This window comes from Klebsiella sp. M041, assembly GCF_059759695.1.
This window is the reverse complement of sequence record NZ_JCAXWU010000024.1, coordinates 24512-49695: the sequence shown is the minus strand read 5'-3', so window position 1 is coordinate 49695 and position 25184 is coordinate 24512. Positions and strand designations below refer to the sequence as shown.

Annotated in this window: 24 protein-coding genes and 1 pseudogene; 7 read left to right on the top strand and 18 right to left on the bottom strand. The window is 58.2% G+C overall.

What is annotated here, in order from left to right:
* The 5 genes from AC6CWS_RS23355 to dnaB form a co-directional block, all read right to left on the bottom strand.
* On the bottom strand, nt 1–417 hold the full coding sequence (locus AC6CWS_RS23355; RefSeq protein ID WP_004206303.1) for a secondary thiamine-phosphate synthase enzyme YjbQ: 417 nt from the start codon (nt 415–417) through the stop codon (nt 1–3).
* A gap of 131 nt (nt 418–548) precedes the next feature.
* Nucleotides 549–1262: an acid phosphatase AphA gene (aphA, locus tag AC6CWS_RS23350; protein WP_004151745.1), complete on the bottom strand. Its 714-nt coding sequence runs from the start codon at nt 1260–1262 to the stop codon at nt 549–551.
* 191 nt (nt 1263–1453) lie between these two features.
* Nucleotides 1454–2647, bottom strand: coding sequence for an aromatic amino acid transaminase (gene tyrB, locus AC6CWS_RS23345; protein ID WP_498256443.1), 1194 nt, complete (start codon nt 2645–2647; stop codon nt 1454–1456).
* A gap of 177 nt (nt 2648–2824) precedes the next feature.
* Nucleotides 2825–3904 carry an alanine racemase gene (alr, locus tag AC6CWS_RS23340; RefSeq protein WP_080901803.1) on the bottom strand — a complete coding sequence of 360 codons (1080 nt, stop codon included), beginning with the start codon at nt 3902–3904 and terminating at the stop codon, nt 2825–2827.
* 31 nt (nt 3905–3935) lie between these two features.
* Nucleotides 3936–5351 (bottom strand): replicative DNA helicase, encoded by a 1416-nt coding sequence (gene dnaB / locus AC6CWS_RS23335; protein WP_002884942.1) that lies wholly within the window; start codon nt 5349–5351, stop codon nt 3936–3938.
* A 169-nt stretch (nt 5352–5520) separates the two neighbouring features.
* Here dnaB and AC6CWS_RS23330 point away from each other — a divergent pair, with 169 nt between their 5' ends.
* Entirely contained in the window at nt 5521–6504 is a 984-nt protein-coding gene (locus tag AC6CWS_RS23330) for a quinone oxidoreductase (RefSeq protein WP_023291630.1), read from the top strand.
* A 181-nt stretch (nt 6505–6685) separates the two neighbouring features.
* On the opposite strand, the gene pspG is transcribed toward AC6CWS_RS23330, so the two are convergent.
* The 3 genes from pspG to AC6CWS_RS23315 form a co-directional block, all read right to left on the bottom strand.
* Nucleotides 6686–6928 (bottom strand): envelope stress response protein PspG, encoded by a 243-nt coding sequence (gene pspG, locus AC6CWS_RS23325; protein WP_004206297.1) that lies wholly within the window; start codon nt 6926–6928, stop codon nt 6686–6688.
* 140 nt (nt 6929–7068) lie between these two features.
* On the bottom strand, nt 7069–8067 hold the full coding sequence (dusA, locus tag AC6CWS_RS23320) for a tRNA dihydrouridine(20/20a) synthase DusA (protein ID WP_072199093.1): 999 nt from the start codon (nt 8065–8067) through the stop codon (nt 7069–7071).
* Nucleotides 8068–8167: 100 nt separating this feature from the next.
* Complete coding sequence (locus tag AC6CWS_RS23315) at nt 8168–8656, bottom strand: cupin domain-containing protein (protein WP_023291628.1); 489 nt, start codon at nt 8654–8656, stop codon at nt 8168–8170.
* A gap of 247 nt (nt 8657–8903) precedes the next feature.
* Here AC6CWS_RS23315 and zur point away from each other — a divergent pair, with 247 nt between their 5' ends.
* Nucleotides 8904–9419 (top strand): zinc uptake transcriptional repressor Zur, encoded by a 516-nt coding sequence (zur, locus tag AC6CWS_RS23310; RefSeq protein ID WP_049013098.1) that lies wholly within the window; start codon nt 8904–8906, stop codon nt 9417–9419.
* A gap of 95 nt (nt 9420–9514) precedes the next feature.
* On the opposite strand, the gene AC6CWS_RS23305 is transcribed toward zur, so the two are convergent.
* On the bottom strand, nt 9515–9724 hold the full coding sequence (locus AC6CWS_RS23305; RefSeq protein ID WP_023291626.1) for a CsbD family protein: 210 nt from the start codon (nt 9722–9724) through the stop codon (nt 9515–9517).
* 65 nt (nt 9725–9789) lie between these two features.
* Here AC6CWS_RS23305 and AC6CWS_RS23300 point away from each other — a divergent pair.
* Nucleotides 9790–9901 (top strand): annotated as a pseudogene (locus tag AC6CWS_RS23300) (hypothetical protein); the annotation flags it as partial.
* Nucleotides 9902–9961: 60 nt separating this feature from the next.
* On the opposite strand, the gene dinF reads toward AC6CWS_RS23300, so the two are convergent.
* From dinF to AC6CWS_RS23285, 3 genes are all read right to left on the bottom strand, one after another.
* A complete protein-coding gene (gene dinF / locus AC6CWS_RS23295; protein WP_080901804.1) occupies nt 9962–11278 on the bottom strand; it encodes an MATE family efflux transporter DinF in 1317 nt (438 codons plus the stop codon).
* A gap of 69 nt (nt 11279–11347) precedes the next feature.
* Nucleotides 11348–11956 (bottom strand): transcriptional repressor LexA, encoded by a 609-nt coding sequence (gene lexA, locus AC6CWS_RS23290; RefSeq protein ID WP_004206291.1) that lies wholly within the window; start codon nt 11954–11956, stop codon nt 11348–11350.
* Between the two features lie 122 nt (nt 11957–12078).
* Complete coding sequence (locus AC6CWS_RS23285; protein WP_004206290.1) at nt 12079–12447, bottom strand: diacylglycerol kinase; 369 nt, start codon at nt 12445–12447, stop codon at nt 12079–12081.
* Between the two features lie 128 nt (nt 12448–12575).
* On the opposite strand from AC6CWS_RS23285, the gene plsB reads away from it, so the two are divergent.
* Nucleotides 12576–14999, top strand: a complete 2424-nt coding sequence (gene plsB / locus AC6CWS_RS23280) for a glycerol-3-phosphate 1-O-acyltransferase PlsB (RefSeq protein WP_017900122.1) — start codon at nt 12576–12578, stop codon at nt 14997–14999.
* 63 nt (nt 15000–15062) lie between these two features.
* Here the strand turns inward: plsB and ubiA are convergent, their stop codons facing one another.
* From ubiA to malK, 5 genes are all read right to left on the bottom strand, one after another.
* Nucleotides 15063–15929 (bottom strand): 4-hydroxybenzoate octaprenyltransferase, encoded by an 867-nt coding sequence (ubiA, locus tag AC6CWS_RS23275; RefSeq protein WP_002884808.1) that lies wholly within the window; start codon nt 15927–15929, stop codon nt 15063–15065.
* 12 nt (nt 15930–15941) lie between these two features.
* Nucleotides 15942–16439 carry a chorismate lyase gene (gene ubiC, locus AC6CWS_RS23270; protein ID WP_017900123.1) on the bottom strand — a complete coding sequence of 166 codons (498 nt, stop codon included), beginning with the start codon at nt 16437–16439 and terminating at the stop codon, nt 15942–15944.
* A 187-nt stretch (nt 16440–16626) separates the two neighbouring features.
* A complete protein-coding gene (gene malM / locus AC6CWS_RS23265; RefSeq protein WP_008807310.1) occupies nt 16627–17556 on the bottom strand; it encodes a maltose operon protein MalM in 930 nt (309 codons plus the stop codon).
* 114 nt (nt 17557–17670) lie between these two features.
* The gene (locus AC6CWS_RS23260) at nt 17671–18960 is read right to left on the bottom strand and encodes a maltoporin (RefSeq protein WP_080901805.1); all 1290 of its coding nucleotides are present in this window, start codon (nt 18958–18960) and stop codon (nt 17671–17673) included.
* Between the two features lie 85 nt (nt 18961–19045).
* On the bottom strand, nt 19046–20155 hold the full coding sequence (gene malK / locus AC6CWS_RS23255) for a maltose/maltodextrin ABC transporter ATP-binding protein MalK (RefSeq protein ID WP_025713802.1): 1110 nt from the start codon (nt 20153–20155) through the stop codon (nt 19046–19048).
* Between the two features lie 370 nt (nt 20156–20525).
* Here malK and malE point away from each other — a divergent pair, with 370 nt between their 5' ends.
* From malE to malG, 3 genes are all read left to right on the top strand, one after another.
* Entirely contained in the window at nt 20526–21716 is a 1191-nt protein-coding gene (malE, locus tag AC6CWS_RS23250; protein WP_004206285.1) for a maltose/maltodextrin ABC transporter substrate-binding protein MalE, read from the top strand.
* 129 nt (nt 21717–21845) lie between these two features.
* On the top strand, nt 21846–23390 hold the full coding sequence (malF, locus tag AC6CWS_RS23245; protein WP_023291623.1) for a maltose ABC transporter permease MalF: 1545 nt from the start codon (nt 21846–21848) through the stop codon (nt 23388–23390).
* A gap of 14 nt (nt 23391–23404) precedes the next feature.
* Nucleotides 23405–24295 (top strand): maltose ABC transporter permease MalG, encoded by an 891-nt coding sequence (gene malG, locus AC6CWS_RS23240; protein ID WP_002884725.1) that lies wholly within the window; start codon nt 23405–23407, stop codon nt 24293–24295.
* Nucleotides 24296–24488: 193 nt separating this feature from the next.
* Here malG and psiE read toward each other — a convergent pair whose 3' ends face one another.
* The gene (psiE, locus tag AC6CWS_RS23235) at nt 24489–24899 is read right to left on the bottom strand and encodes a phosphate-starvation-inducible protein PsiE (RefSeq protein ID WP_004206282.1); all 411 of its coding nucleotides are present in this window, start codon (nt 24897–24899) and stop codon (nt 24489–24491) included.
* Nucleotides 24900–25184: the final 285 nt, after the last annotated feature.

Here is a 25184-nt window from a genome sequence, read left to right as displayed (position 1 = left end):
TTATTCCCCCATGAGCGTCGCAACGATGTGCCGCGAACCGCCGTGTATCCGATGCTCCCCCAGCCAGATGCCCTGCCAGGTCCCCAGCCTGACGCGTCCGTCCTCGACCGGCAGCATCAGCGACACGCCAAGCATCGATGATTTGATGTGCGACGGCATATCGTCAGGGCCTTCATAATCATGTTCGTACGGCGCATTGTCCGGCACGGCGTTAAGAAAATACTGCTCCATGTCATACCGGACGGTGGGATCGCAGTTTTCGTTGAGCGTCAGGGAAGCGGAAGTATGCTGGAGCAGGAGGTGTAGCAGGCCGACCTTCACCCCGGACAGCCCGCGGATCTGGCCGAGGATTTCGTCGGTGACCAGATGAAAACCACGAGATTTAGGCCCAAGCGTCAGGGTTTGCTGATACCACATCATCGACTCCTTTTTGCGAATGAATCCCTCTAAGTGTGCAGCAATACGTGAAAAGGTAAAACCTTCCACCCCGGATTTTGCATAAAAAAACGGCAGCGTCACCGCTGCCGTTTATCCCGTTCAGGCGCCCATCAGTATTCGGAATTGACGATCACTTCTTCGCCCAGCGCGCCGGCCATCGGCAGCGGCTTGTAGGAGGAGTTGGCGGCGCGCAGCACGCGGATCCCGCGGGCGCCCGCCTCGCGGGCAGCGGTAATGTCGTTATCCGAGTCGCCATAGAAAACCTTTATCTGCTTCGCCTGCAGCCACTGGGTCTTGGTGTTCTGACCCGGCTTATCGCCAGCGAAAATTACCGGGTTCATATTGGCGGCCGGGATGAGGAAATCATCCTGCAGGGTTTTAGAAACGGTTTCTGTTTTGGTCTGGCTGCGGCCGGTGACGAACCAGATGCTGTCGCCACGCTTCACATGCATGGCAATCAGCTGGCGCGCCACCTCTTTTGGCATGCTGAATTCGTCCCAGCCGTTGTTCATTTTTTCCCAGAACTGCGGGTTTTTCAGGTAATCCTCACTGCCGGGGGAGAAGGTTTTTTGCCCGCGCCAGAAACCGGGACTGGAGAAGAGGACGGTGTCATCGATATCAAAACCGACGGCCATCGGCGGGCGCCCCAGCAGGCTGTTCTCAATTTGCGCCACCGAAACCCAGTGGATCGGCGCCTGCTCGGCCAGCTGGGCCACGTTGGTACCGACCCACAGCGGCTGCGGCGTGGAGGCGCGCGCCACGACGGCGCTGTTCAGCGTGAACAGGAGAGAGGCCGCCGCAAGGGCGAGAGTAAGTTTGCGCATATTTATCCCTAAATCTATCAATCATTATTGTTTTCAATAATGTGCATGCTTAGTAACGTCCCGACCTTACCCGCAGGCGGCAGGGATGAAAAGCCTTTTTCGCGCAGATGTCATAGAAAAAGAGGATGATCACAATCAGAGGGGGTTGCCCCTGCCCGTTGACCGGCAGAGACAACCTGCTGGAGAGCGGCTTACATTACCGCGGCAAAGGCTTTCGCTACCTGCTGAACATTACGTGAGTTTAACCCCGCCACGCACATACGCCCGCTGGCAATCAGGTAGACGCCAAACTCGTCGCGCAGGCGATCCACCTGCGCCGCGCTGAAGCCGGTGTAGCTGAACATCCCGCGCTGCTTGAGCAGATAATCCACTTTGCTGCCCGGAGCAACCTGCTGCAGCGCGTCGACCAGCGCCTGACGCATGGTCAGGATATGCGCGCGCATGGCGTCCACTTCCGCCTGCCAGGTGGCTTTCAGCCCGGCATCGTTCAGCACCGTCGCCACCACCTGCGCGCCAAAGCTCGGCGGGCTGGAGTAGTTGCGGCGCACGGTGGCCTTCAGCTGGCCCAGCACGCGGCCTGCGGTTTCACTGTCTTCACAGACCACCGACAGGCCGCCGACGCGCTCCCCGTACAGGGAGAAAATTTTGGAGAAAGAGTTGCTGACCAGCATCGGCATCCCGGCGCTGGCGATGGCGCGAATGGCGTAGGCATCCTCTTCCAGCCCTGCGCCAAAGCCCTGGTAGGCAATGTCGAGGAACGGGATCAGCTGACGCGCTTTCAGGATCTCCACCACACGATCCCACTGTTCCGGCGTCAGGTCGGCGCCGGTCGGGTTGTGGCAGCAGGGGTGCAGCAGCACAATGTCGCGCGCCGGCAGCGTTTGCAGCGTCGCCAGCAGCGCTTCAAAGCGCACGCCGTTGGTGGCTTTATCAAACCAGGGGTAAGTACTTACTTCGAAGCCAGCCCCTTCAAATATGGCGATGTGGTTTTCCCAGGTCGGGTCACTGACCCAGACATGAGACTCAGGAAAGTAGCGTTTGAGGAAGTCGGCCCCGACCTTCAGCGCGCCCGAACCGCCGACCGTCTGAATGGAGGCGATGCGGTTTTGCTTAAGCGCGGTATGCTCTGCGCCAAACAGCAGCGGGGCAATCGCCTGGCGGTAGCCGCTCAGCCCTTCCATCGGCAGATACAGCGAGGCGCCGTGCGGCTCGGCGTTCAGGCGCGCTTCCGCTTCCGCCACCGCCTGCAGCTGCGGGATAATGCCGTCATCGTTGTAATACAGCCCGATACTCAGGTTGACTTTGTCGCTTCGCGGGTCTTCTTTGAAGCGTTCCATCAGAGAAAGAATTGGGTCGCCGGCGCAGGCGTCAACTTTTTGAAACACGCGATGTATCTCCAGGTTTACATAGGGCAGGTTCTTACACAATAAACCGGATATGACGGCAGGTCGAGAGGATGTTGAGGGGAAAGTGACTGCGCAGCGGTATAAACCGCTTTTTTGTCTGCGGCTATACCGATTGCGTACCGGACCAGCGTCTGAGCTATCCGGTACGAACGAGGCTCAGTCGAGGTATTTCATGGCGACGCGGGAGGTCAGTCGCGTAATAAGTTCGTAAGCGCTCACTTTCGTTATCTCGGCGATGCGCTCTACCGGGAGTCCCTCTCCCCACAGCACCACCGCATCGCCGGCTCTATCCTCGGCCTGCGGGCCGAGGTCAACACAGATCATATCCATCGCCACCCGGCCGACAATCGGCACTTCGCGGCCATTGACCAGCACTGGGGTGCCCGACGGCGCGGCGCGCGGATAACCGTCGCCATAGCCCATCGCGACCACGCCGAGCCGAGTGTCGCGTTCGCTGACCCAGGTGCCGCCGTAGCCGACGGGCTCTCCTGCTTTATGCTCGCGCACGGCAATCAGGCTGGACGTCAGGGTCATCACCGGCTGACAGCCAAAATCTTTCCCGGTGGAGCGATCGTCCAGCGGCGACACGCCATACAGGATAATGCCCGGACGCACCCAGTCATAATGCGACTGCGGCCACAGCAGGATGCCGCCCGAGGCGGCAATAGAGCGCCATCCCGGCTTGCCTTCGGTAAAGGTGGTGAAGATATCCAGCTGCCGTTCGGTGGCGCCGCAGGTCGGTTCATCGGCGCGGGCGAAGTGGCTCACCACGTTGACCGGCTGGCGGACGTTTTTGCACTGGCTCAGACGCTGATAAAACGCCTCAGCTTCCTCCGGGCGCACCCCTAAGCGATGCATACCGGTATCCAGTTTCATCCACACGGTCACCGGCTCGGGGAGGTCGGCTTGCTCCAGCGCCGCCAGCTGTTCGGGGCTATGCACCGCCGTATGCAGACGCTGAGCGGCGATCACCGCCAGGTCTTCCGCCGCAAAAAAGCCTTCCAGCAGGAGGATCGGCTGGGCGATCCCCCCCGCTCGCAGGCGCAGCGCCTCTTCCAGGCGGGCGACGCCAAAAGCGTCGGCGTCGGTCAGCGTTCGCGCGGTCTCAAGAAGACCGTGTCCGTAGGCGTTCGCTTTCACCACCGCAACCAGTTTGCTGGCAGGCGCCAGTTCACGCAGACGTTGCAGGTTGTGTCGCAGAGCGCGGCGGTTGATAACTACAGTTGCCGCTTGCATTTGAATTCCTTAATTAAAGAAGGAGGAAGGATTACTCATCATCATACTGAGGGCCAGCATAATTATCGAAACGCGACCACTGGCCGTTGAAGGTCAGTCGCACGGTGCCGATCGGGCCGTTACGTTGTTTACCAATGATAATTTCCGCGATGCCCTTCAGATCGCTGTTCTCGTGATAGACCTCATCACGGTAAATGAACATGATTAAGTCGGCATCCTGTTCGATAGAGCCGGACTCACGCAGGTCGGAGTTGACCGGGCGTTTATCGGCACGTTGCTCCAGCGAGCGGTTCAGCTGCGACAGCGCCACCACCGGCACCTGCAGCTCTTTGGCCAGCGCCTTCAGCGAGCGGGAGATTTCGGCGATCTCAAGGGTACGGTTGTCGGAGAGCGACGGCACGCGCATCAGCTGCAGGTAGTCGATCATAATCAGCCCGATGCCGCCGTGCTCGCGAGCGATACGCCGCGCGCGGGAACGCACTTCCGTCGGCGTCAGGCCGGAGGAGTCATCGATATAGATGTTACGTTTTTCCAGCAGAATGCCCATGGTGCCGGAGATCCGCGCCCAGTCTTCGTCGTCCAGCTGACCGGTACGAATGCGGGTCTGATCGACCCGCGACAGCGAGGCCAGAGAACGCATCATGATCTGTTCCGAGGGCATCTCGAGACTGAAGATGAGTACCGGCTTGTCCTGCAGCATCGCTGCGTTTTCCACGAGGTTCATGGCGAAGGTCGTTTTACCCATCGACGGACGGGCGGCGACGATAATCAGATCCGACGGCTGCAGGCCGGCGGTCTTTTTGTTGAGGTCGTCGTAGCCGGTGTTGACCCCGGTAACGCCGTCGTGGGGCTGCTGGAACAGCTGTTCGATACGGGCGACGGTGGCGTCGAGGACATCGGCGATGTTTTTCGGCCCTTCGTCTTTATTGGCCCGGCTTTCAGCGATTTTAAAGACGCGGGACTCGGCGAGGTCGAGCAGATCTTCGCTGGTTCGCCCCTGCGGGTCGAAGCCGGCCTCGGCGATCTCATTGGCCACCGAGATCATCTCGCGCACGACCGCGCGTTCGCGCACGATGTCGGCATAGGCGCTGATGTTTGCCGCGCTGGGGGTATTTTTGGACAGTTCAGCCAGATAGGCGAAGCCGCCTACGCTGTCCAGCTGTCCCTGACGCTCCAGCGACTCCGCAAGGGTGATCAGGTCAATCGGGCTGCCCGACTCCTGCAGGCGCGCCATCTCGGTAAAGATATGACGATGCGGACGGGTATAAAAGTCGTCGGCAACGACGCGTTCGGCGACGTCGTCCCAGCGCTCGTTATCCAGCATTAAACCGCCCAACACCGACTGCTCCGCTTCAATCGAGTGCGGCGGGACTTTCAGCCCGGCGAGCTGCGGATCGCGTTCGCGGGTTTCTGTCTGTGGTTTGTTGAAGGGTTTATTTCCTGCCATAGCCTAACGTTTCACCGATACGGAAAAGAGCGTGACAGTATAGCGAGAAAGCCATTGCCGCTAAAGAACCCATTCAGCGTGACTGGCCTGAGGCGGGTAAGAAAATCCGTCGCCGCCTCCGCAGGCTGTTAAGCTTACTGGATAATCTCAGAACAACACAGGAGCGAACATGGCAACACGCATCGAATTTTCAAAACACGGGGGGCCGGAGGTGCTTCAGGCGGTTGAATTCACGCCCCGCGATCCCGCTGAGCATGAAATTCAGGTCGAAAACAAAGCCATCGGTATCAATTATATCGACACCTATGTTCGTGGCGGCCTCTATCCGCCGCCGTCGCTGCCGAGCGGCCTCGGCACCGAAGCGGCCGGCGTCGTCAGTAAAGTTGGCCATGGGGTATCGCACATTAAGGTAGGCGATCGGGTGGTGTACGCCCAGTCGGCGCTCGGCGCCTACAGCACGGTGCACAATGTGCTGGCCGACAAAGCGGCGGTCCTCCCGGACGCCATCTCTTTCGAACAGGCCGCCGCGTCATTCCTCAAGGGATTAACGGTCTGGTATCTGCTGCGCAAAACCTATGAAATTAAGCCTGATGAGATGTTCCTGTTTCACGCAGCCGCCGGCGGCGTGGGGCTGATAGCCTGTCAGTGGGCGAAAGCGCTGGGGGCGAAACTTATCGGCACCGTCGGCAGCGCGCAGAAGGCGCAGCGCGCCAAAGCGGCGGGCGCCTGGCAGGTGATTAACTATCGCGAAGAACCTATCGCGGAGCGGCTCAAAGCGCTCACCGACGGTAAGAAAGTCGCCGTGGTCTATGACTCGGTAGGGAAAGATACCTGGGAAGCCTCTCTGGACTGTCTGCAACGCCGCGGCCTGATGGTCAGCTTTGGCAACTCCTCCGGCCCGGTAACCGGCGTTAATCTGGGGATCCTGAACCAGAAAGGTTCTCTGTACGTCACCCGCCCATCGCTGCAGGGCTATATCACCAACCGGGAAGAGCTGGCGGAAGCCTGCAGTGAGCTGTTTTCGCTGATCGCCAGCGGCGTGATTAAAGTGGACGTGCCCGAGAGTCAGACCTATCCGCTGACCGAAGCGCGACGGGCGCATGAAGTTCTGGAAAGCCGGGTGACACAGGGATCGAGTCTGCTGCTGCCGTAAGCGAACAAAGGCACAAAAGTTTAGGGCTTCCACCTGGGAAGCCCTTACTTTTTTTTAGTTCGGCTGTATGTAGGGTACAGCGCGATGAATTCGTTAACGCGCTAATAGTGACAGATTTGCGCAGTAATGCCTACGCGGTTCTGTGCAAAATTGTTCAGGTTGTGACATACCCCTCAATACCTTAGTAACGCCAACGGTTATTGTCGCGAAAAGCGTTTCCGTCCGGGGTTTTCAGTGCCCGAATAACCCACACCACCACCACCGCCAACAGCAGCCACGGCAGCAATTTAATCATTAAAGCAAACAAACCGCCGACGAACATCAGCGCCGTAGCCACCACGATGGCGGCGATAATCCCCAACAGCGATACGCCGGTGACCAGCAGCATGACAAAAAATCCGATGACAAATAACAGTTCCAGCATGGCTCTCTCCCCACAGTCATTAATATGTCGCTCTGCAGGTATTACAAAAAACATGCCAACAATAAATAATTGAATTTAAAAGAAAACGCCCCGCAATGGTGTGCGAGGCGTGGTCAATTTCACCAGGTTTTGGTGAGAAACTAACGCTTATCGGCCACCAGCTTCAGGGCCTGCTCCAGCACCGCAATGTCGGCGCCGGCTTTATGCGCATTCTCGCTCAGGTAGCGACGCCACTGCCGGGCGCCCGGGATACCCTGAAACAGTCCCAGCATATGACGGGTGATATGGCCCAGATAAGTACCCTTGCTGAGCTCGCGCTCAATATACGGGTACATGGCCCGCACGACGGCCACGGGATCGGCATCCGCACCGGCGACGCCGAAAATCTCCCGGTCGACCGAAGCCAGAATGCCCGGATTCTGATAGGCCTCACGCCCGACCATCACCCCATCCATATGCTCAAGCTGTGCTCTGACTTCATCCAGCGATTTGATGCCGCCGTTAATCGCCATCGTCAGATGGGGGAAGTCGCGCTTCAGCTGCCAGACGCGGGGGTAATCCAGCGGCGGGATCTCGCGGTTCTCTTTCGGGCTCAGACCGGAGAGCCAGGCTTTGCGGGCGTGAATAATAAACATCTCACATTCGCCCTTGCCGGAGACCGTCTCAATGAAATCGCAAAGGAATTCATAGCTATCCTGGTCGTCGATGCCGATACGGGTCTTCACCGTGACCGGGATCGACACCACATCGCGCATCGCTTTGATACAGTCGGCCACCAGCTGGGCATTCCCCATCAGACAGGCGCCAAACATCCCGTTCTGCACCCGATCGGAGGGGCAGCCGACGTTGAGATTGATCTCATCATAGCCGCGCGCCTCGGCCAGCTTCGCGCACTGCGCCAGGGCCTGCGGATCGCTGCCGCCGAGCTGCAGGGCAACCGGGTGTTCTTCTTCGCTATAGGCCAGATAGTCCCCTTTGCCGTGAATAATCGCCCCGGTGGTCACCATTTCGGTATACAGCAGCGTATGCCGCGACAGCAGCCGCAGGAAGTAGCGGCAATGCCGGTCAGTCCAGTCGAGCATCGGCGCGATGGAGAAGCGGTGAGCAGGAAAAACAGGTGACGTTGATTCAGGCATCATGGCGAATAAATAAGCATCCGGGTAAAAAGGGGCGCTACTATAGCATAAAGATAAACCACAGGCGCGTAGTGCGCCGCGCTTCGCCCCTTCCCGGTGTCGATTACTTTATCCGCGGTTTGCCGTCATGTGGGCCAAAGAACTGCGGCGGATGATCAACCCAGCGATCCTGGCGCGTCGCGGCATAGCCGGGATTGAGCGGGTAGTAAATTCGGTTGTACTTTTTGTTGGCCTCACCCACCACCAAGAGACGAACCTCCTGCTCGGTGTTATTGAGAAAGGTGTGGCAAACGCCGGTGCCGGCGGGGAAACCCACGCTATCGCCCGGCTCCAGCTTCCAGAGATAGCCGTTTATCCACACTTCCGGATAGCCCTCCAGCACATAGATGAACTCTTCCTCATCGCTCTCCGCGTGCGGGTAAGAGGTGCGCCGCCCGGGCGGCAGTCTCTCGTGGTGGATGCCCAGCCGGTTGAGGCGTAAACCGCGCCCCAGCGGCGCGCCAATGGAAAAACGCTCCGGGCTGTCGGGATAAGTGGCATCGTCGGGCCCTTCCAGTTCGCGCCAGTGGCGAATGCAATCAGGTCGTTTCATCGTTTTCTCCCGAAAATGAGACACTTCAGATATAGCATACCCTGGGTCAGGCGTGTTGCGATTAAATCGGGCATACGGTTTTAACGACCGGCTAAGGCGCAGCCTCCACGAGCGTCAGCGGCCAGCGCCAGGGAGTGGACTGGCGCCGACAATCTGAAGTATGACCCGCATCACCCGTCGGGTCTCGGCGTTTTCCGCGGAACGTGATAAAGTAACAGATTCAATTTCACGCAACCTGAGGATGCTCATGGATAAGACCCCTTCGCAAGAGATGTTAGCGCATGCTGAAAAGCTGTGTGCGCAACGCGGCGTACGCCTGACCCCACAGCGTCTGGAAGTGTTGCGCCTGATGAGCCTGCAGCAAGGGGCAATCAGCGCCTACGACCTGCTGGATCTGCTGCGTGAGAAAGAGCCGCAGGCGAAGCCGCCGACGGTCTACCGCGCGCTGGAGTTTTTACTCGAGCAGGGTTTTGTCCACAAGGTGGAATCGACCAACAGCTATGTGCTGTGTCATCTCTTTGACCAGCCAACCCACAGCTCGGCCATGTTTATCTGCGACCGCTGCGGCGTGGTGAAGGAAGAGGCGGCTGAAGGGGTGGAAGATATCATGCACACGCTGGCGGCCAGAATGGGCTTCGCCCTGCGCCACAACGTGATTGAAGCTCATGGCCTTTGCGCGAGCTGCGTGGAAGTGGAAGCCTGCAGCACGCCGGGACACTGCCAGCACGATCATACGATTCAGCTCAAAAAGAAAGCCCGCTGAGCGGCAGCCGCAGCGGGAAAAAGGGTTAACGGCGCGTCCCTGCGCCATTTAGACAGGCACTAACACAAATGCTTCATTCTTCGGATCACGGAACGCTACCAGCGATAGTCGTTCTTATGCTCCCAGTCTGAGACTTCTTTCTCAGCCTGATCTTTCTCATAGCCGTAACGCTCCTGAATTTTGCCGACCAGCTGGTCGCGCTTCCCTTCGATTACGGTCATATCGTCATCGGTAAGTTTGCCCCACTGTTCCTTGGCTTTACCTTTCAACTGTTTCCAGTTACCGCCGATTTCGTCTTTATTCATGATAACGTCCTCATCATTCGGTGGGTTTACAGCCCGTTTTGTGCCGGACATGGTATTAACTATAGATGAGAATGCTGGCGCCGATTCGTTATTCGGAATTTTTAACCATAGCCCTCACTGGAAACGCTGAAGGTGGTTTTCCCGGCACGCGCTACGCTCGGCCGGGCTACTGAGTCGATCCGGCAAGCCTGGCGCGACCGGAGGACGTTCACCGATAACGGCGAGCTAGAGAAAGGGCTAACTAAACCAGGTGCCGCGTCGCCAGTGGCGGCGCCAGATCAGCGCCAGCGACAGGCCTCGCAGCGCGAGAAACGCCGCCAGCGCCAGCCACAGGCCATGATTGCCGAGCGCCGGGACCGTAAGCAGCGTCACGGCGAAGCCGGCCGCGGCGACCGCCATACTGTTCCGCATCTCCGCGCCGCGCGTCGCGCCGATAAACATGCCGTCCAGCAGATAGCACCAGACCCCGACCACCGGCAGGATGGTCTGCCAGATCAGATAGCGATCGGCCAGCTGCTGCAGGGAAGGCAGCGAGGTTAACAGCGCGATGATGTACTCCCCCGCCAGGCTGTAAACCAGGGCAAACGCCAGCGCCACCATACCGGACTGCCGGCAGGCCGCCCGCCACACCTCCAGCAGCTGGCTGCCGTCGCGCGCGCCGTAGGCCTGGCCGGAGTGGGCCTCCACGGCATAGGCAAAGCCATCCAGCGCGTAGGCGGTAAAGGTCAGCATGGTCATCAGTACGGCGTTGACCGCCACGATATCGCTGCCCAGACGGGCGCCGTAGACGGTCAGCGCGCCAAAGCACAGCTGCAGCAGCAGGGAGCGCAGCATGATGTCGCGATTCAACGCCAGCAGACGGCGCATGTCGCCACGCCAGGCGTTTTTCAGCATCGCCAGCGACACGCCGCGCAGCGTCAGCACCCGCTTCGTCATCATCAGGCCGATAATGAGTGTGGCGTACTCCGCAGTGACCGTGGCCAGCGCCGCCCCCTGGACGTTCATCCGCAGGCCCATCACCAGCCACAGGTCGAGCACAATATTCAACAGATTACCGACCACCAGCAAAATCACCGGCGCCCGGGCGTACTGGACCCCCAACAGCCAGCCAAGCAGCACAAGGTTGGCCAGCGACGCGGGAGCGCTGAGCCAGCGGATATCGAGAAATCGTCTCGCCTGCTCGAGAACCGCCCCGCTGCCGCCGACGATATGCAGGGCGAGGTTAATCAGCGGCAGGCGAAACAGGATAATCAACACCCCGGCGCCCAGCGCCAGAGCCAGCGGCTGCACCAGCGCCCGCGCCAGTCGCAGCGGATCTTTGGCCCCCCAGGCCTGAGCGGTCAGCCCGGTGGTGCTCATGCGAAGAAACAGCAGCAGCATAAACAGGAAACTGGTGGCCGTCGCTCCGACCGCGACGCCGCCGAGGTATACCGGGCTGTCAAGGTGGCCGATCACCGCGGTATCCACCAGCCCCAGCAGCGGGACGGTGATATTGGAGAAAATCATGGGGAGTGCAAGGCGCCACAGCGCTTTATCGGCAGCGTTGAGCAGCATGTTCGGAGACCTGATTGAGGACAAACGTCGCAGCGTCATGCATCAGATGACGCTGCGCGGGGGCAGGCGTTACAGCCATTCTCCATTACGGATCACGCCAACGGCCAGACCCTCAATGGTAAAACTCTGCTGACGCAGATCGACAACGATAGGGGTAAATTCGCTGTTTTCCGGCAACAGTTCGACGACGTTGCCCTGCTTTTTCAGGCGCTTCACCGTCACTTCATCGTCAATGCGCGCTACCACCACCTGGCCGTTACGCACATCCTGGGTTTTGTGGACCGCCAGCAGATCGCCATCCAGAATACCGATGTCTTTCATCGACATCCCGCTGACGCGCAGCAGAAAATCGGCGTTGGGCTTGAACATCGACGGGTCGACCTGATAGTGGCCTTCAATATGCTGCTGCGCCAGCAGCGGCTCACCGGCGGCGACGCGGCCGATCAGCGGCAGGCCGTGCTCTTCTTCCGTCAGCAGGCGGATACCGCGCGAGGCGCCGGAGACGATCTCGATTGCGCCTTTACGCGCCAGCGCTTTCAGGTGTTCTTCCGCCGCGTTTGGGGAACGGAACCCCAAGCGCTGAGCAATCTCCGCACGCGTCGGCGGCATGCCCGTCTGGCTGATATGATCCCGAATGAGATCAAACACCTCTTGCTGCCTGGTCGTTAACGCTTTCATTCCGCCCCCTGGGTGTATATACAGTTATGCTGTGAGTATATACAGCTAACGGTGATTTTGGAACCACATGGCACACAAAAATCGGCAGATTGTTTATATTTTGCGAGGGTTAGCGAAGAACGTTAGTGATAATGGCTCCACAGCAGCGTTCCCCAGGTGATCAGCGCGATGATAATCGCCAGCAGGACCGCCGCCGACCCCATGTCTTTGGCGCGCCCTGAAAGCTCGTGATAATCCGAGCCAATACGGTCCACGACCGCCTCAATCGCGCTGTTGAGAATTTCGACTATCATCACTAGCAGGACCGAGCCAATCAGCAATACGCGGGTGATGGCGTCGACGTCCAGCCAGCAGGCTATCGCGACGGCCACGATGGCGGCGACACCTTCCTGACGAAACGCGGCCTCGTTGATCCACGCCGCGCGAAATCCTTTCCAGGAGTAACCTGCCGCCTTAATGATTCGGGTTAACCCGGTGGTATTATTGGCCATCACAAAACCTTTTTATGTAAATGACGTCGATGAGTGTACGCGTTTGCCGCGCGGTAACGGAAATTTTGCCCGCTTTCTGTTATTCTTGCCGCGCATTTGCATGATTAACCAGAGGCTTCACATCGTTTATGTCCGGCTGGCAACGAATTTACTATAAATTACTGAATTTACCATTACGGGTGCTGGTAAAAAGCAAGTCTATTCCGGCAGAGCCTGCTCAGGAATTAGGACTCGATACCTCGCGTCCGGTCATGTACGTCCTGCCCTATAACTCCAAGGCGGACCTGCTGACGCTGCGCGCCCAATGTCTAGCGCATGATTTACCTGACCCGCTTGAACCGCTGGAAATCGACGGCGCCCTGCTGCCGCGCTACGTATTCATCCACGGCGGGCCGCGCGTATTCACCTACTACACGCCAAAAGAAGAGTCCATCAAGCTGTTCCACGACTACCTCGATCTGCACCGCAACCATCCGGATCTCGATGTGCAAATGGTGCCGGTGTCGGTGATGTTCGGCCGCTCGCCGGGTCGTGAGAAAGGGGAAGTTAATCCGCCGCTGCGGATGCTTAACGGCATTCAGAAATTTTTCGCCGTCTCCTGGCTCGGCCGCGATAGCTTCGTGCGCTTCTCGCCTTCCGTATCGCTGCGCCGCATGGCGGATGAGCACGGTACCGATAAGATCATCGCCCAGAAACTGGCTCGTGTCGCGCGGATGCATTTTGCCCGCCAGCGCCTGGCCGCCGTCGGCCCGCGTCTGCCGGCCCGCCAGGATCTGTTTAACAAGCTGCTGGCGTCGAAGGCCATTGCCCGGGCGGTGGAAGACGAAGCGCGCAGCAAGAAAATTTCCCACGAGAAGGCCCAGCAGAACGCGATTGCGCTGATGGAAGAGATTGCCGCGAACTTCTCTTACGAGATGATCCGCCTGACCGACCGCATTCTCGGCTTCACCTGGAACCGCCTGTACCAGGGCATCAACGTGCATAACGCCGAGCGCGTACGCCAGCTGGCGCACGACGGCCATGAGATTGTCTATGTCCCCTGCCACCGCAGCCACATGGACTATCTGCTGCTCTCTTACGTCCTGTACCACCAGGGGCTGGTGCCTCCGCATATCGCGGCGGGTATCAACCTTAACTTCTGGCCAGCCGGGCCAATCTTCCGCCGCCTCGGCGCATTCTTTATTCGCCGCACCTTTAAGGGCAATAAGCTCTACTCCACGGTGTTCCGCGAGTACCTTGGCGAACTGTTCAGCCGCGGCTATTCCGTAGAGTATTTCGTCGAAGGCGGCCGCTCCCGTACCGGCCGTCTGCTCGATCCGAAGACCGGTACGCTGTCGATGACTATCCAGGCGATGCTGCGCGGCGGCACCCGGCCGATCACCCTGGTGCCGATTTACATCGGCTACGAGCACGTGATGGAGGTAGGGACCTATGCCAAAGAGCTGCGCGGCGCCACCAAAGAGAAAGAGAGTCTGCCGCAGATGGTGCGCGGCTTAAGCAAGCTGCGCAATCTTGGCCAGGGCTACGTTAACTTCGGCGAACCGCTACCGCTGATGACCTATCTGAACCACCATGTGCCGGAGTGGCGGGAAGCGATTGACCCGATCGAAGCGGTCCGCCCTTCCTGGCTGACGCCGACGGTGAATAACATCGCCGCTGACCTGATGGTACGCATCAACAACGCCGGCGCGGCCAACGCCATGAACCTCTGCTGTACGGCGCTGCTGGCCTCCCGCCAGCGTTCGCTGACCCGTGAGCAGCTCACCCAGCAGCTGGAGTGTTACCTCGCGCTGCTGCGCAATGTGCCCTATTCGCCGGATGCCACCGCGCCGTCCGCTTCGGCCAGCGAACTTATCGACCACGCGCTGCAGATGAACAAGTTCGAAGTCGAGAAAGACACCATTGGCGACATCATCATTCTGCCGCGCGAGCAGGCGGTGCTGATGACCTACTATCGCAACAACATCGCCCATATGCTGGTGATGCCGTCGCTGTTAGCCGCCCTGGTGACTCAGCATCGTCATCTCAGCCGCGCCGAAGTGCTGCGCCATGTGGAAACGCTCTATCCGTTCCTTAAAGCCGAGCTGTTCCTGCGCTGGGAGAAAGCGGAGCTGGCAGGAGTGATGGATGCGCTGATTGCCGAGATGCTGCGTCAGGAGCTGATCGTCATCGATGGCGATGTGATGAGCCTCAACCCGTCGCACTCTCGCTCTCTGCAGCTGTTGGCCGCAGGCGCCCGCGAGACGCTGCAGCGCTACGCCATTACCTTCTGGCTGCTGAGCGCTAACCCGTCTATCAACCGCAGCTCGCTGGAGAAAGAGAGCCGTACCGTGGCTCAGCGCCTGTCGGTGCTGCATGGCATCAACGCGCCGGAGTTCTTCGATAAAGCGGTGTTCAGTACCCTGGTGCTGACCCTGCGCGATGAAGGCTATATCAGCGATACGGGCGATGCCGAGCCGGAAGAGACCCTGAAGGTCTATCGGATGCTAGCGGATTTGATTACGTCGGATGTACGTCTGACTATCGAAAGCGTCACGCAGGACGACGCGTAACGCGGCGTTTGCTGTCCTCCTCGCCCCCCGGCAAACCGGGGGGCAAGGATGGGGACAGGGATTTTACAGGTAGCTCATCGCCAGGCCGAGGAACAGCACCAGCCCGACGTAGTTATTGTTCATAAACGCTTTAAAGCAGTTATCGCGGTCGCGATTGAAGATAAGCTTCTGCTGCCAGCCAAACAGACCCGCCGCCACGAACAGCGACCAGTAGTATTCCCAGCCCAGCCCGTTCAGCCAGCCTACCGCGCCCATCAGCGCCAGCACGGCCACCTGCAGGATACCGATAATCAGACGATCGTTTTCGCCGAACAGGATCGCCGTCGATTTAATGCCGATCTTGACGTCGTCATCGCGATCCACCATCGCATACTGGGTATCGTAGGCCACCGCCCACAGAATGTTGGCGAGGAACATCAGCCAGCAGCTCAGCGGCAGCGATTCGCTGACGGCCGAGAAGGCCATTGGAATCGACCAGCCAAAGGCCGCCCCCAGCACCACCTGCGGCAGATGGGTGTAGCGCTTCATAAACGGATAGACCCACGCCAGCGCCAGCGCTGCCACCGACAGCAAAATCGTCATGGTGTTGAGGGTGAGCACCAGCAGGAAGGAGAGCAGCACCAGAACGATAAACAGCGTTCGCGCCTCTTTCTCGGTGACGTCGCCGCTCGGCAGCGGACGGCGGGCGGTACGCTTTACGTGACCATCAAATTTTCGATCGGCATAGTCATTCACCACGCAGCCGGCGGCGCGCATCAGCCAGACGCCGGCGACGAATACCGCCAGGATCCACAGCGGCGGGACGCCCGGCGAGGCCACCCACAGCGCCCACAGCGTCGGCCACAGCAGCAGCAAGGCGCCGATCGGTTTGTCAGTGCGCATCAGGCGATGAAACGCCAACAGCTTATTCTGCGACAGACTCCACTCCATTTTTTCTTCCTCTTAGTACAACGGCGACGCAGGCAAAAACAGCTCGGTCAGCAGCAGGGGTTTGCCGCTCAGCCGCAGACGGGAACGACGCCCCCACAGCGCTGCATCGCGACCAATTTCAATAAAATCGCGGGTTAACGTCGACGACGTGAACAGGTATCGGCCCAGCGGGGTCTGCCCGAGCTGCTGTAGCGCCAGCTCCGGCCCACACAGCGTCGACTCCGGCACCACCGTGCGCCCGGCCAGCCAGGGCTCGCCATCGGCATTGAGTATAATCTCCCGCAGCCAGTAGCGCGGCTCGTCGGGCAACAGAGCCGCTTCGTCAGCCAGCGCCTCACGCCCGATATACCCTTCGTTAACCAGGGTGACGGTGACCTGCTTTCCTTGTTGCTCAAAACGCTGGGTCATTGAGTCCTCCAGCAGCAGCCAATCACTCAGGGGCGGCGCCAGGGGCGGCATAACGGCAAAATAGCGCAGCGCACGCAGTCGCGTAAGCGCAGGATGGGACATGCCTGATTCTCCGGTACATAACGTGAGAGCATTGTATCGCAGAATAGGCGGTTGGTGGCGGGCAAACGTCAATATACGATCATTCACGCAACAGCCATGCAACAGACCGCCGCGCGTGCAAAAAAAGGTGCATCCCGGAGGATGCACCTAAAGGCTGTGCCTAAACATCAGCATTGTGGGGAGACGATTACCCCTTGCCTTTTACACTGCTGATAAAGGTGGAACGAGCGGATTTGGAGCCGAGGCGCTCAGCTTCGTTCATCAATTTCAGGGCTTTGTCGATGTCACCTTGTTTCACCGCCTGCTTAATACCGTTGTTGAAGTAGGTCTCAGTATCGCTGAGCATCGGTTCGCTTTTGGCGGCCGGCGCCGCAGCGGCAGCGGCGGCTGGCGCAGCTACCGGCGCCGCGGTGTTACCGACGGTGACCGGGCCCGGGCCGGAGGAGCCGAACAGCGGCCCCACCAGCACGCTGGAGGTGCTGTTGGTTTTCACTTTCAGCTTCAGCACGCCATCGGTGGTATGTTTGGCGATCGGATCCGGGATGTCCGGCGCCGCATTGCCTGCGCCTTTGGCATAGGCCTTCGCCGGATCCAGCAGGGTGGTGGTCTGCTGGAGATCTTTCTCAGTGGTAAACACCAGCACATAGAGCTTCTGCTGGCCCAGCGCCGGGGTCAGGCGCATCACACCGCCCAGGCGATCGGCAGTCATCACGCCCGGCTGCTGATAGGTAAAGTAGTTGCTGGGAAAGAACGCCGCTGGCGTCATGTTCTGGTCGAGAATCAGCACGTTCGGCGCAAAAATCTGTTTATGTTTGTTCAGTTCGCTGTCGAGGGTCAGGGTCAGCTCACCGATATTGGCCGGCACGCTCCAGGCGGCGACCGGTCCGACGATCCCTGGAACATCCAGGCGTTGACCGCCGGTGGTTAAATCTACGCTCTGCGTCTTCGATTGATCGGCAGGCGTCCAGATCAGCTGCTGCAGCGCGCTGGCTGGAATAGACGGCGCGGCGCTGGTGTTCTGCGGTACAAAGTTAACATCGGCAAGGCTCATCCCCGGCACGCATGCCAACATCCCTGCGGATAAACACAGAGCGACGAGAGTTTTCTTCATTTTCATTCTTCTCACCTTGGATAGCATCGGTTTAGCGGTAGCCAGGCAATAGCGCGCTAACCCTGAATAGTCAGGAGGGGCCGATGCCCCTCCCAGGTTACACCCGTCCTGCGGACGGTATTACCACCACACTTCCATCTGGGCACCGAAGGTAACTTCGCTGTCGTCACCGCGGCTGGAGGTGAAAGCGCCGCTTCCGCTGCTGTCTCTCGTCTGCAGACCAGAGGTGTTGCTGTAGCCCCAGTTTTCATCCCACTTCGCGTAGGTTGCGAAGATACGGATAGCCGGACGAGACCAGACGCTGTTGCCTGCCTGCCACTGTTGAGCCAGAGTGATTTTGTACTGGTTGTTGTTTTCGCTGGTACGCTGAGATTTCACGTTGTCGTAACCGATTTCCAGCTGGGTGCTCATGATCGGCGTCCATTTGTACATCGGACGAACACCCACGGTGTACCAGGTGGAGCCGTTTTTGCTGTCCAGATCCACGTCCTGGTACATCGCAACGTACATCAGGCCCCAGTCATCGTTGAAGTCCATCGCGCCGTGATCCAGAACGCGGATCATGCTGCCGTTGTTATCGATGCTGGTCCCTTGAGAGTGGCCGCTGTTCCAGGAGGTCATTGCGTCAGTGGCGTACTGAACCACAAATTTGTTGAAGCCGCCCCAGATGGACTGAGTATGTTCACCGGTCCACATCCAGCCGTCTTTCGACGCGCCGTCTTCCAGGCGATAGTCATCCTGCGGGTTCGCACGGCCGTAATCGACGCCTAACTCCAGTACGCCGCCCGGGTTGGTTTCCAGGCCCGCCAGACGGATGTCAAAGACGTCGTTGGCAGTTTTCGCAGCATATTTCTTGGTGTCATCGCTGGAGAAAGTATAAGAACCGCCGCTTTCTGTGTTACGGGTAGCGGCCAGAGAGAGCTTACCGAAGCCAAGGTCAACGTTTTCCAGACCTGCACCCGGGCCGGAGATATCCCAGTAGTAGAAGTCGATCATGTGAACGTCATGACGCTGATAGAAGCGTTTACCCGCCCACAGCGTGGAGCCCGGCAGCCAGTCGATCAGGTTTTTACCCTGGATGTTGGCTTCACGGAACGCCGGAGAGGTGCTTTCCCAGTCATCTTCCTGATTCACGGAATAGGCAACGTTAGTATCGAAATAAAAACTCTTATCTCCTTCCTTCCACAGCTCCTGGCCCAGCTTCAGTTCCGCATAGGTTTCACATTCGTTACCAAGACGGTATTTACTTTGAGCGCCGGTCGCTTTGAAGCACTGTTGCTCGCCGCCGCTGCCGGTCCAGCCAATGCCGGAACGCGCGTAGCCATGGAAATCGACAGCCAGCGCCTGAGCAGACATAACGCCTGCCGCGACGGCGACCGCCAGTGGAAGTTTGCGCAGAGTAATCATCATTCTATCTCCTGAGATCATTGCTTTTCTTTGCACGCTTCGCCGGTGTACCGCCAGCCGGGTTCGCGCCTTTTTTTAATGGGAAGCCTTACACGCCCGGCTCTTTATGCAGCCGACGACAAGCGGTGCCATCCTCACGGAATAAATGGCAACGTTCTGGCGGCAAACCGATAGCGAATGTGGCTCCCTCTTCTACCAACACCACGTCGTTCTGGCGGTAGACCAGGTTTTGACGGATGGCGGGGATCTGGATATGAATTTGCGTTTCGTGACCTAACTGCTCGACAACCTGAACCTCGCCTTCGAGGGTCACATCGGCGATATCGCTGGGCAGTAAATGCTCCGGGCGGATACCTAAGGACATGTTGGCGCCCACCTGAACATTGGCGCTGTCCACCGGTAGCCAGATTTGCTGACGGTTTGGCAGTTCAACCTGCACCTGATCGATAGCCGTCGCGGTAACTTTGACCGGCAGGAAGTTCATCTTCGGTGAACCGATAAAGCCGGCGACGAAGCGGTCAGCCGGATAGTGATAGAGTTCCAGCGGTTTCCCGACCTGCGCCACACGGCCGGCGTCGAGGACCACGATCTTGTCCGCGAGGGTCATCGCTTCCACCTGATCGTGGGTCACATAGATCATGGTGCGGCCCAGTCGCTTATGCAGACGGGAGATTTCGATACGCATCTGAACGCGCAGGGCGGCATCGAGGTTGGAGAGCGGCTCATCCAGCAGGAAGACGCTCGGCTCAGCCACCAGCGTACGGCCAATCGCCACACGCTGGCGCTGACCGCCGGAGAGGGCTTTCGGTTTACGCTCCAGCAGATGGGCCAGCTGCAGCACTTCCGCCACCTGGGTCACCCGCTGGTTAATCAGATCTTTTTTCGCGCCGGCCAGCTTCAGGCCAAACGACATATTTTCCGCAACGGAAAGGTGGGGATAGAGCGCATAAGACTGGAATACCATCCCAACGCCGCGTTCTGCCGGTGGGATCTCGTTCATGCGGGTGTCACCGATAAACAGGTCCCCGCTGGTAATTGTTTCTAACCCGGCAATCATACGCAGCAGGGTAGATTTGCCGCAGCCCGATGGCCCGACAAACACGACGAATTCCCCTTCGTGGATATCGAGATTGATATCTTTCGATACCACCACGTCACCCCAGGCTTTCGTTACATTTCGCAGCTGTACGCTCGCCATGCCCTTCTCCCTTCGTTACAACCTGTCACTAACAGTCACATTCAAGATGGGTCGACTATGCGGCATTCATTAGCCGGGCAAATCCTCCACCCCCCGGCTTTTTTATGGGGGAGGAGATGGGAGGATGAGAGATTGGCTCTCGCCGCGGGGGATGGCGGGCAGCGGGTGATTTCGTGATGGAGGCGACAAAATTGGGCGCTTTTTTCTGTGCTCCAGGACGCAATACGGCCGTTTTTGCAATGGAGATCACACAACCAGTGGGTGGGGCGTAGACCTGGGGAGGATGGAAAGGGGTTGTTAAAAAAGGAAACTCATCATCGTTAAGCCACCGAAGTGTATCCACGAGTACAACACCAAAAAGGACGGGTATATGAAAATCAAAACTGGCGCTCGCATCCTCGCGCTGTCGGCACTGACCACGATGATGTTTTCCGCCTCTGCCCTCGCGAAAATTGAAGAAGGTAAGCTGGTTATCTGGATTAACGGCGACAAAGGCTACAACGGCCTCGCTGAAGTGGGTAAAAAGTTTGAAAAAGACACCGGCATTAAAGTTTCTGTAGAACACCCGGACAAGCTGGAAGAGAAATTCCCGCAGGTTGCGGCGACCGGCGACGGCCCGGACATCATCTTCTGGGCGCATGACCGTTTCGGCGGCTACGCGCAGTCCGGCCTGCTGGCGGAAATCACCCCGGACAAAGCGTTCCAGGACAAACTCTATCCGTTCACCTGGGATGCTGTTCGCTATAACGGCAAACTGATCGCCTACCCGATCGCGGTGGAAGCGCTGTCCCTGATTTATAACAAAGACCTGGTGCCGAACCCGCCGAAGACCTGGGAAGAGATCCCGGCGCTGGATAAAGAACTGAAAGCGAAAGGTAAGAGCGCGCTGATGTTCAACCTGCAGGAACCGTACTTCACCTGGCCGCTGATCGCTGCCGACGGCGGATACGCGTTCAAGTTTGAAAACGGCAAGTACGATGTGAAAGACGTCGGCGTGGACAGCGCAGGCGCGAAAGCGGGCCTGACCTTCCTGGTTGACCTGATCAAGAACAAGCACATGAATGCCGATACCGATTACTCCATCGCGGAAGCGGCCTTCAACAAAGGTGAAACCGCGATGACCATCAACGGTCCGTGGGCGTGGTCTAACATCGATAAGAGCAAGGTTAACTACGGCGTGACCCTGCTGCCGACCTTTAAAGGCAAACCATCGAAACCGTTCGTCGGCGTGCTGAGCGCGGGGATCAACGCCGCCAGCCCGAACAAAGAGCTGGCGAAAGAGTTCCTCGAAAACTACCTGATGACCGATCAGGGTCTGGAATCCGTTAACAACGACAAACCGCTGGGTGCGGTGGCGCTGAAATCCTTCCAGGAAAAACTGGAAAAAGATCCGCGCATCGCTGCCACCATGGCGAACGCCCAGAAAGGCGAAATTATGCCTAACATCCCGCAGATGTCTGCCTTCTGGTATGCCGTTCGTACCGCGGTTATCAACGCCGCCAGCGGTCGTCAGACTGTCGATGCTGCGCTGAAGGATGCCCAGAGCCGTATCACTAAGTAATGCTGTAGCGCACGTGCCGGATGGCGGCATGAATGCCTTATCCGGCCTACACAATCCGTAGGCCGGATAAGCGCAGCGCCATCAGGCACTGACGCCGACAGATGTTTAACGCTGTAGAGGATGATCCCCATGGATGCCGTTAAAAAGAGACACTGGTGGCAAAGTCCGCAACTCACATGGTCTGTGATTGGCTTACTGTGCCTGCTGGTGGGTTACCTTGTTGTTTTGATGTACGCCCAGGGGGAGTACCTGTTCGCCATCATGACGCTGATTTTAAGCTCAGTTGGCCTGTATATTTTCGCTAATCGCAAGGCCTATGCCTGGCGCTATGTCTATCCCGGCCTCGCCGGCATGGGCCTGTTTGTCCTGTTTCCGCTGATCTGTACTATCGCTATCGCGTTCACCAACTACAGCAGCACCAACCAGCTGACCTTTGAGCGCGCGCAGCAGGTGCTGATGGATCGCTCCTTCCAGGCCGGCAAAGCCTATAACTTCACGCTGATCCCGGCAGGCGACGAGTGGAAGCTGGCCCTGACCGATGGCGAGAGCGGTAAAAACTACCTTTCCGATGCCTTTAAATTCGGCGGCGAGCAGAAGCTGGCGTTAAAAGAAACTGACGCCCTGCCGGAAGGCGAGCGCGCCAACCTGCGCGTCATTACCCAGAACCGCACCGCGCTGAACCAGCTGACCGCCGTACTGCCAGATGACAGCAAAGTGATCATGAGCTCGCTGCGCCAGTTCTCCGGCACCCAACCGCTGTATACGCTTGGCGAAAACGGCGAGCTGACCAACAATCAAACCCACGTCAAATACCGCCCGAACAACGACGTTGGTTTCTACCAGGCAATCAACGCCGACGGTAGCTGGGGCACAGAAAAGCTGAGCCCGGGCTACACCGTGACTATCGGCTGGGATAACTTTACCCGCGTCTTCCACGATGAAGGCATCCAGAAACCGTTCTTCGCCATCTTCGTCTGGACGGTGGTGTTCTCGGTTCTGACCGTGGTGCTGACCGTCGCGGTGGGGATGATCCTCGCCTGCCTGGTGCAGTGGGAAGCGCTGAAAGGCAAAGCGATTTACCGTGTCCTGCTGATTCTGCCGTATGCCGTACCGTCATTTATTTCGATTCTGATTTTCAAAGGCCTGTTCAACCAGAGCTTTGGTGAAATCAACATGATGCTCAGCGCGCTGTTCGGCATTAAACCGGCGTGGTTTAGCGACCCGACCACTGCGCGCACCATGATCATCATCGTCAACACCTGGCTGGGCTACCCGTACATGATGATCCTGTGCATGGGGCTGCTGAAGGCGATTCCGGACGATCTGTACGAAGCGTCGGCAATGGATGGCGCCGGCCCGTTCCAGAACTTCTTTAAAATTACCTTCCCGCTGCTGATTAAGCCGCTGACGCCGCTGATGATCGCCAGCTTCGCCTTTAACTTTAACAACTTCGTCCTGATTCAACTGTTGACCAACGGCGGTCCGGACCGTCTCGGCACCACCACCCCGGCCGGTTATACCGACCTGCTGGTGAGCTACACCTACCGTATCGCCTTTGAAGGCGGCGGCGGTCAGGACTTCGGCCTGGCGGCGGCTATCGCAACGCTTATCTTCCTGCTGGTTGGCGCGTTAGCGATTGTGAACCTGAAAGCCACACGCATGAAGTTTGATTAAGGGAGATAACGATAATGGCTATGGTCCAACCCAAATCGCAGAAGCTACGTTTATTTACCACGCATCTCCTGCTACTGATTTTTATCGCCGCGATTATGTTTCCGCTGCTGATGGTTATCGCTATCTCGCTGCGCGAAGGCAACTTCGCCACCGGCAGCCTGATCCCGGATACCATCTCCTGGGAACACTGGCGTCTGGCGTTAGGCTTCAGCGTCGAACACGCGGATGGCCGCGTCACGCCGCCGCCGTTCCCGGTCCTGCTGTGGCTGTGGAACTCGATTAAGGTTGCCGGGATTACCGCGATCGGCATCGTCGCCCTCTCCACCACCTGCGCCTACGCTTTTGCCCGTATGCGCTTCCCGGGGAAAGCGACCCTGCTGAAAGGGATGCTGATTTTCCAGATGTTCCCGGCGGTGCTGTCGCTGGTTGCCCTGTACGCGTTGTTTGACCGCCTGGGCCAGTACATCCCGTTCGTCGGCCTCAACACCCACGGCGGCGTGATCTTTGCCTACATGGGCGGTATCGCCCTGCACGTCTGGACGATTAAAGGCTACTTCGAAACCATCGATGGCTCGCTGGAAGAAGCGGCGGCGCTGGATGGCGCGACCCCATGGCAGGCGTTCCGCCTCGTGCTGCTGCCGCTGTCGGTGCCGATTCTGGCGGTGGTCTTTATTCTGTCGTTCATCGCCGCCATCACCGAAGTGCCGGTCGCCTCGCTGCTGCTGCGCGATGTGAACAGCTATACCCTGGCGGTAGGCATGCAACAGTATCTCAACCCGCAGAACTATCTGTGGGGCGATTTTGCCGCCGCGGCGGTACTCTCCGCCATCCCAATCACGGTAGTGTTCCTGCTGGCGCAGCGCTGGCTGGTGAACGGCCTGACGGCGGGTGGGGTGAAAGGTTAAGTTTTTTTTGTAACACCGGCCCCAAATTTCAGATGGGGGCCGACGGTCTAGCCGCAATACACGACCCCAACCGGGTATTGTCGCCGTCGCCCTCAGCTGAAAAAGTAAGGCCAATGCCACTGCTATCCTCAACTGGACCCTACATAAATTCTATTTGTGACTGTTGGTCAGCGGCCCTGGAGGCCGCTTTTTTTTATTCGCGTTTCAGGCGATTGGAGTTACACAGCCAGAGCGTAATCACCAGGATCAGGATCGCGGCGGAGTATATGAGCACCGCCATCGGCGATTCATGATCGATGATGATCAAACGCACAATCGCGGTGATGCCGATATAGACGAAATAGCGCAGCGGGAAGTGGAACCCCGACTGAAAATACTTGACGATCAGCGCGATAAATTCGAAGTAGAGAAAGTAGACCACCAGTCCTTCCACCAGCCGGTACTTACTGGTCGGCTCCGGGGTAAAGAGGACATCGGCCAGATGCAGCGTCTCTTTACCGAGGAAGACGATCAGGATAATCCCCAGGCACAGCAGCCCCAGATTCAAAACCGTTTGCATCGCAGTGGCGATAAAATTCACCAGTGGGCGATAAACCGACGACATATTCACACCTCATAATCAGTCCTTGTTGCGTCCGGTATAGCGCAAAAGTGTGATCCAGATCTACAGTTACCCCTCACCGCGTGGGCTTTACACGTTTGCGCCCTCAGGACAGGATTTCGGCAAAAGAGAAAAATGCCCTCCTTAACGGCGTGTGATCGACATAACTGAATCCCCTTTTTTGTATAAAACTATCCCTGCACAGTCGTTGTTAATCAATAACTTAATTTACATACAGGCCTGCATGTTTAGATAAGGCTAAAAATAAAATTTTTCTCCAGACCTTAA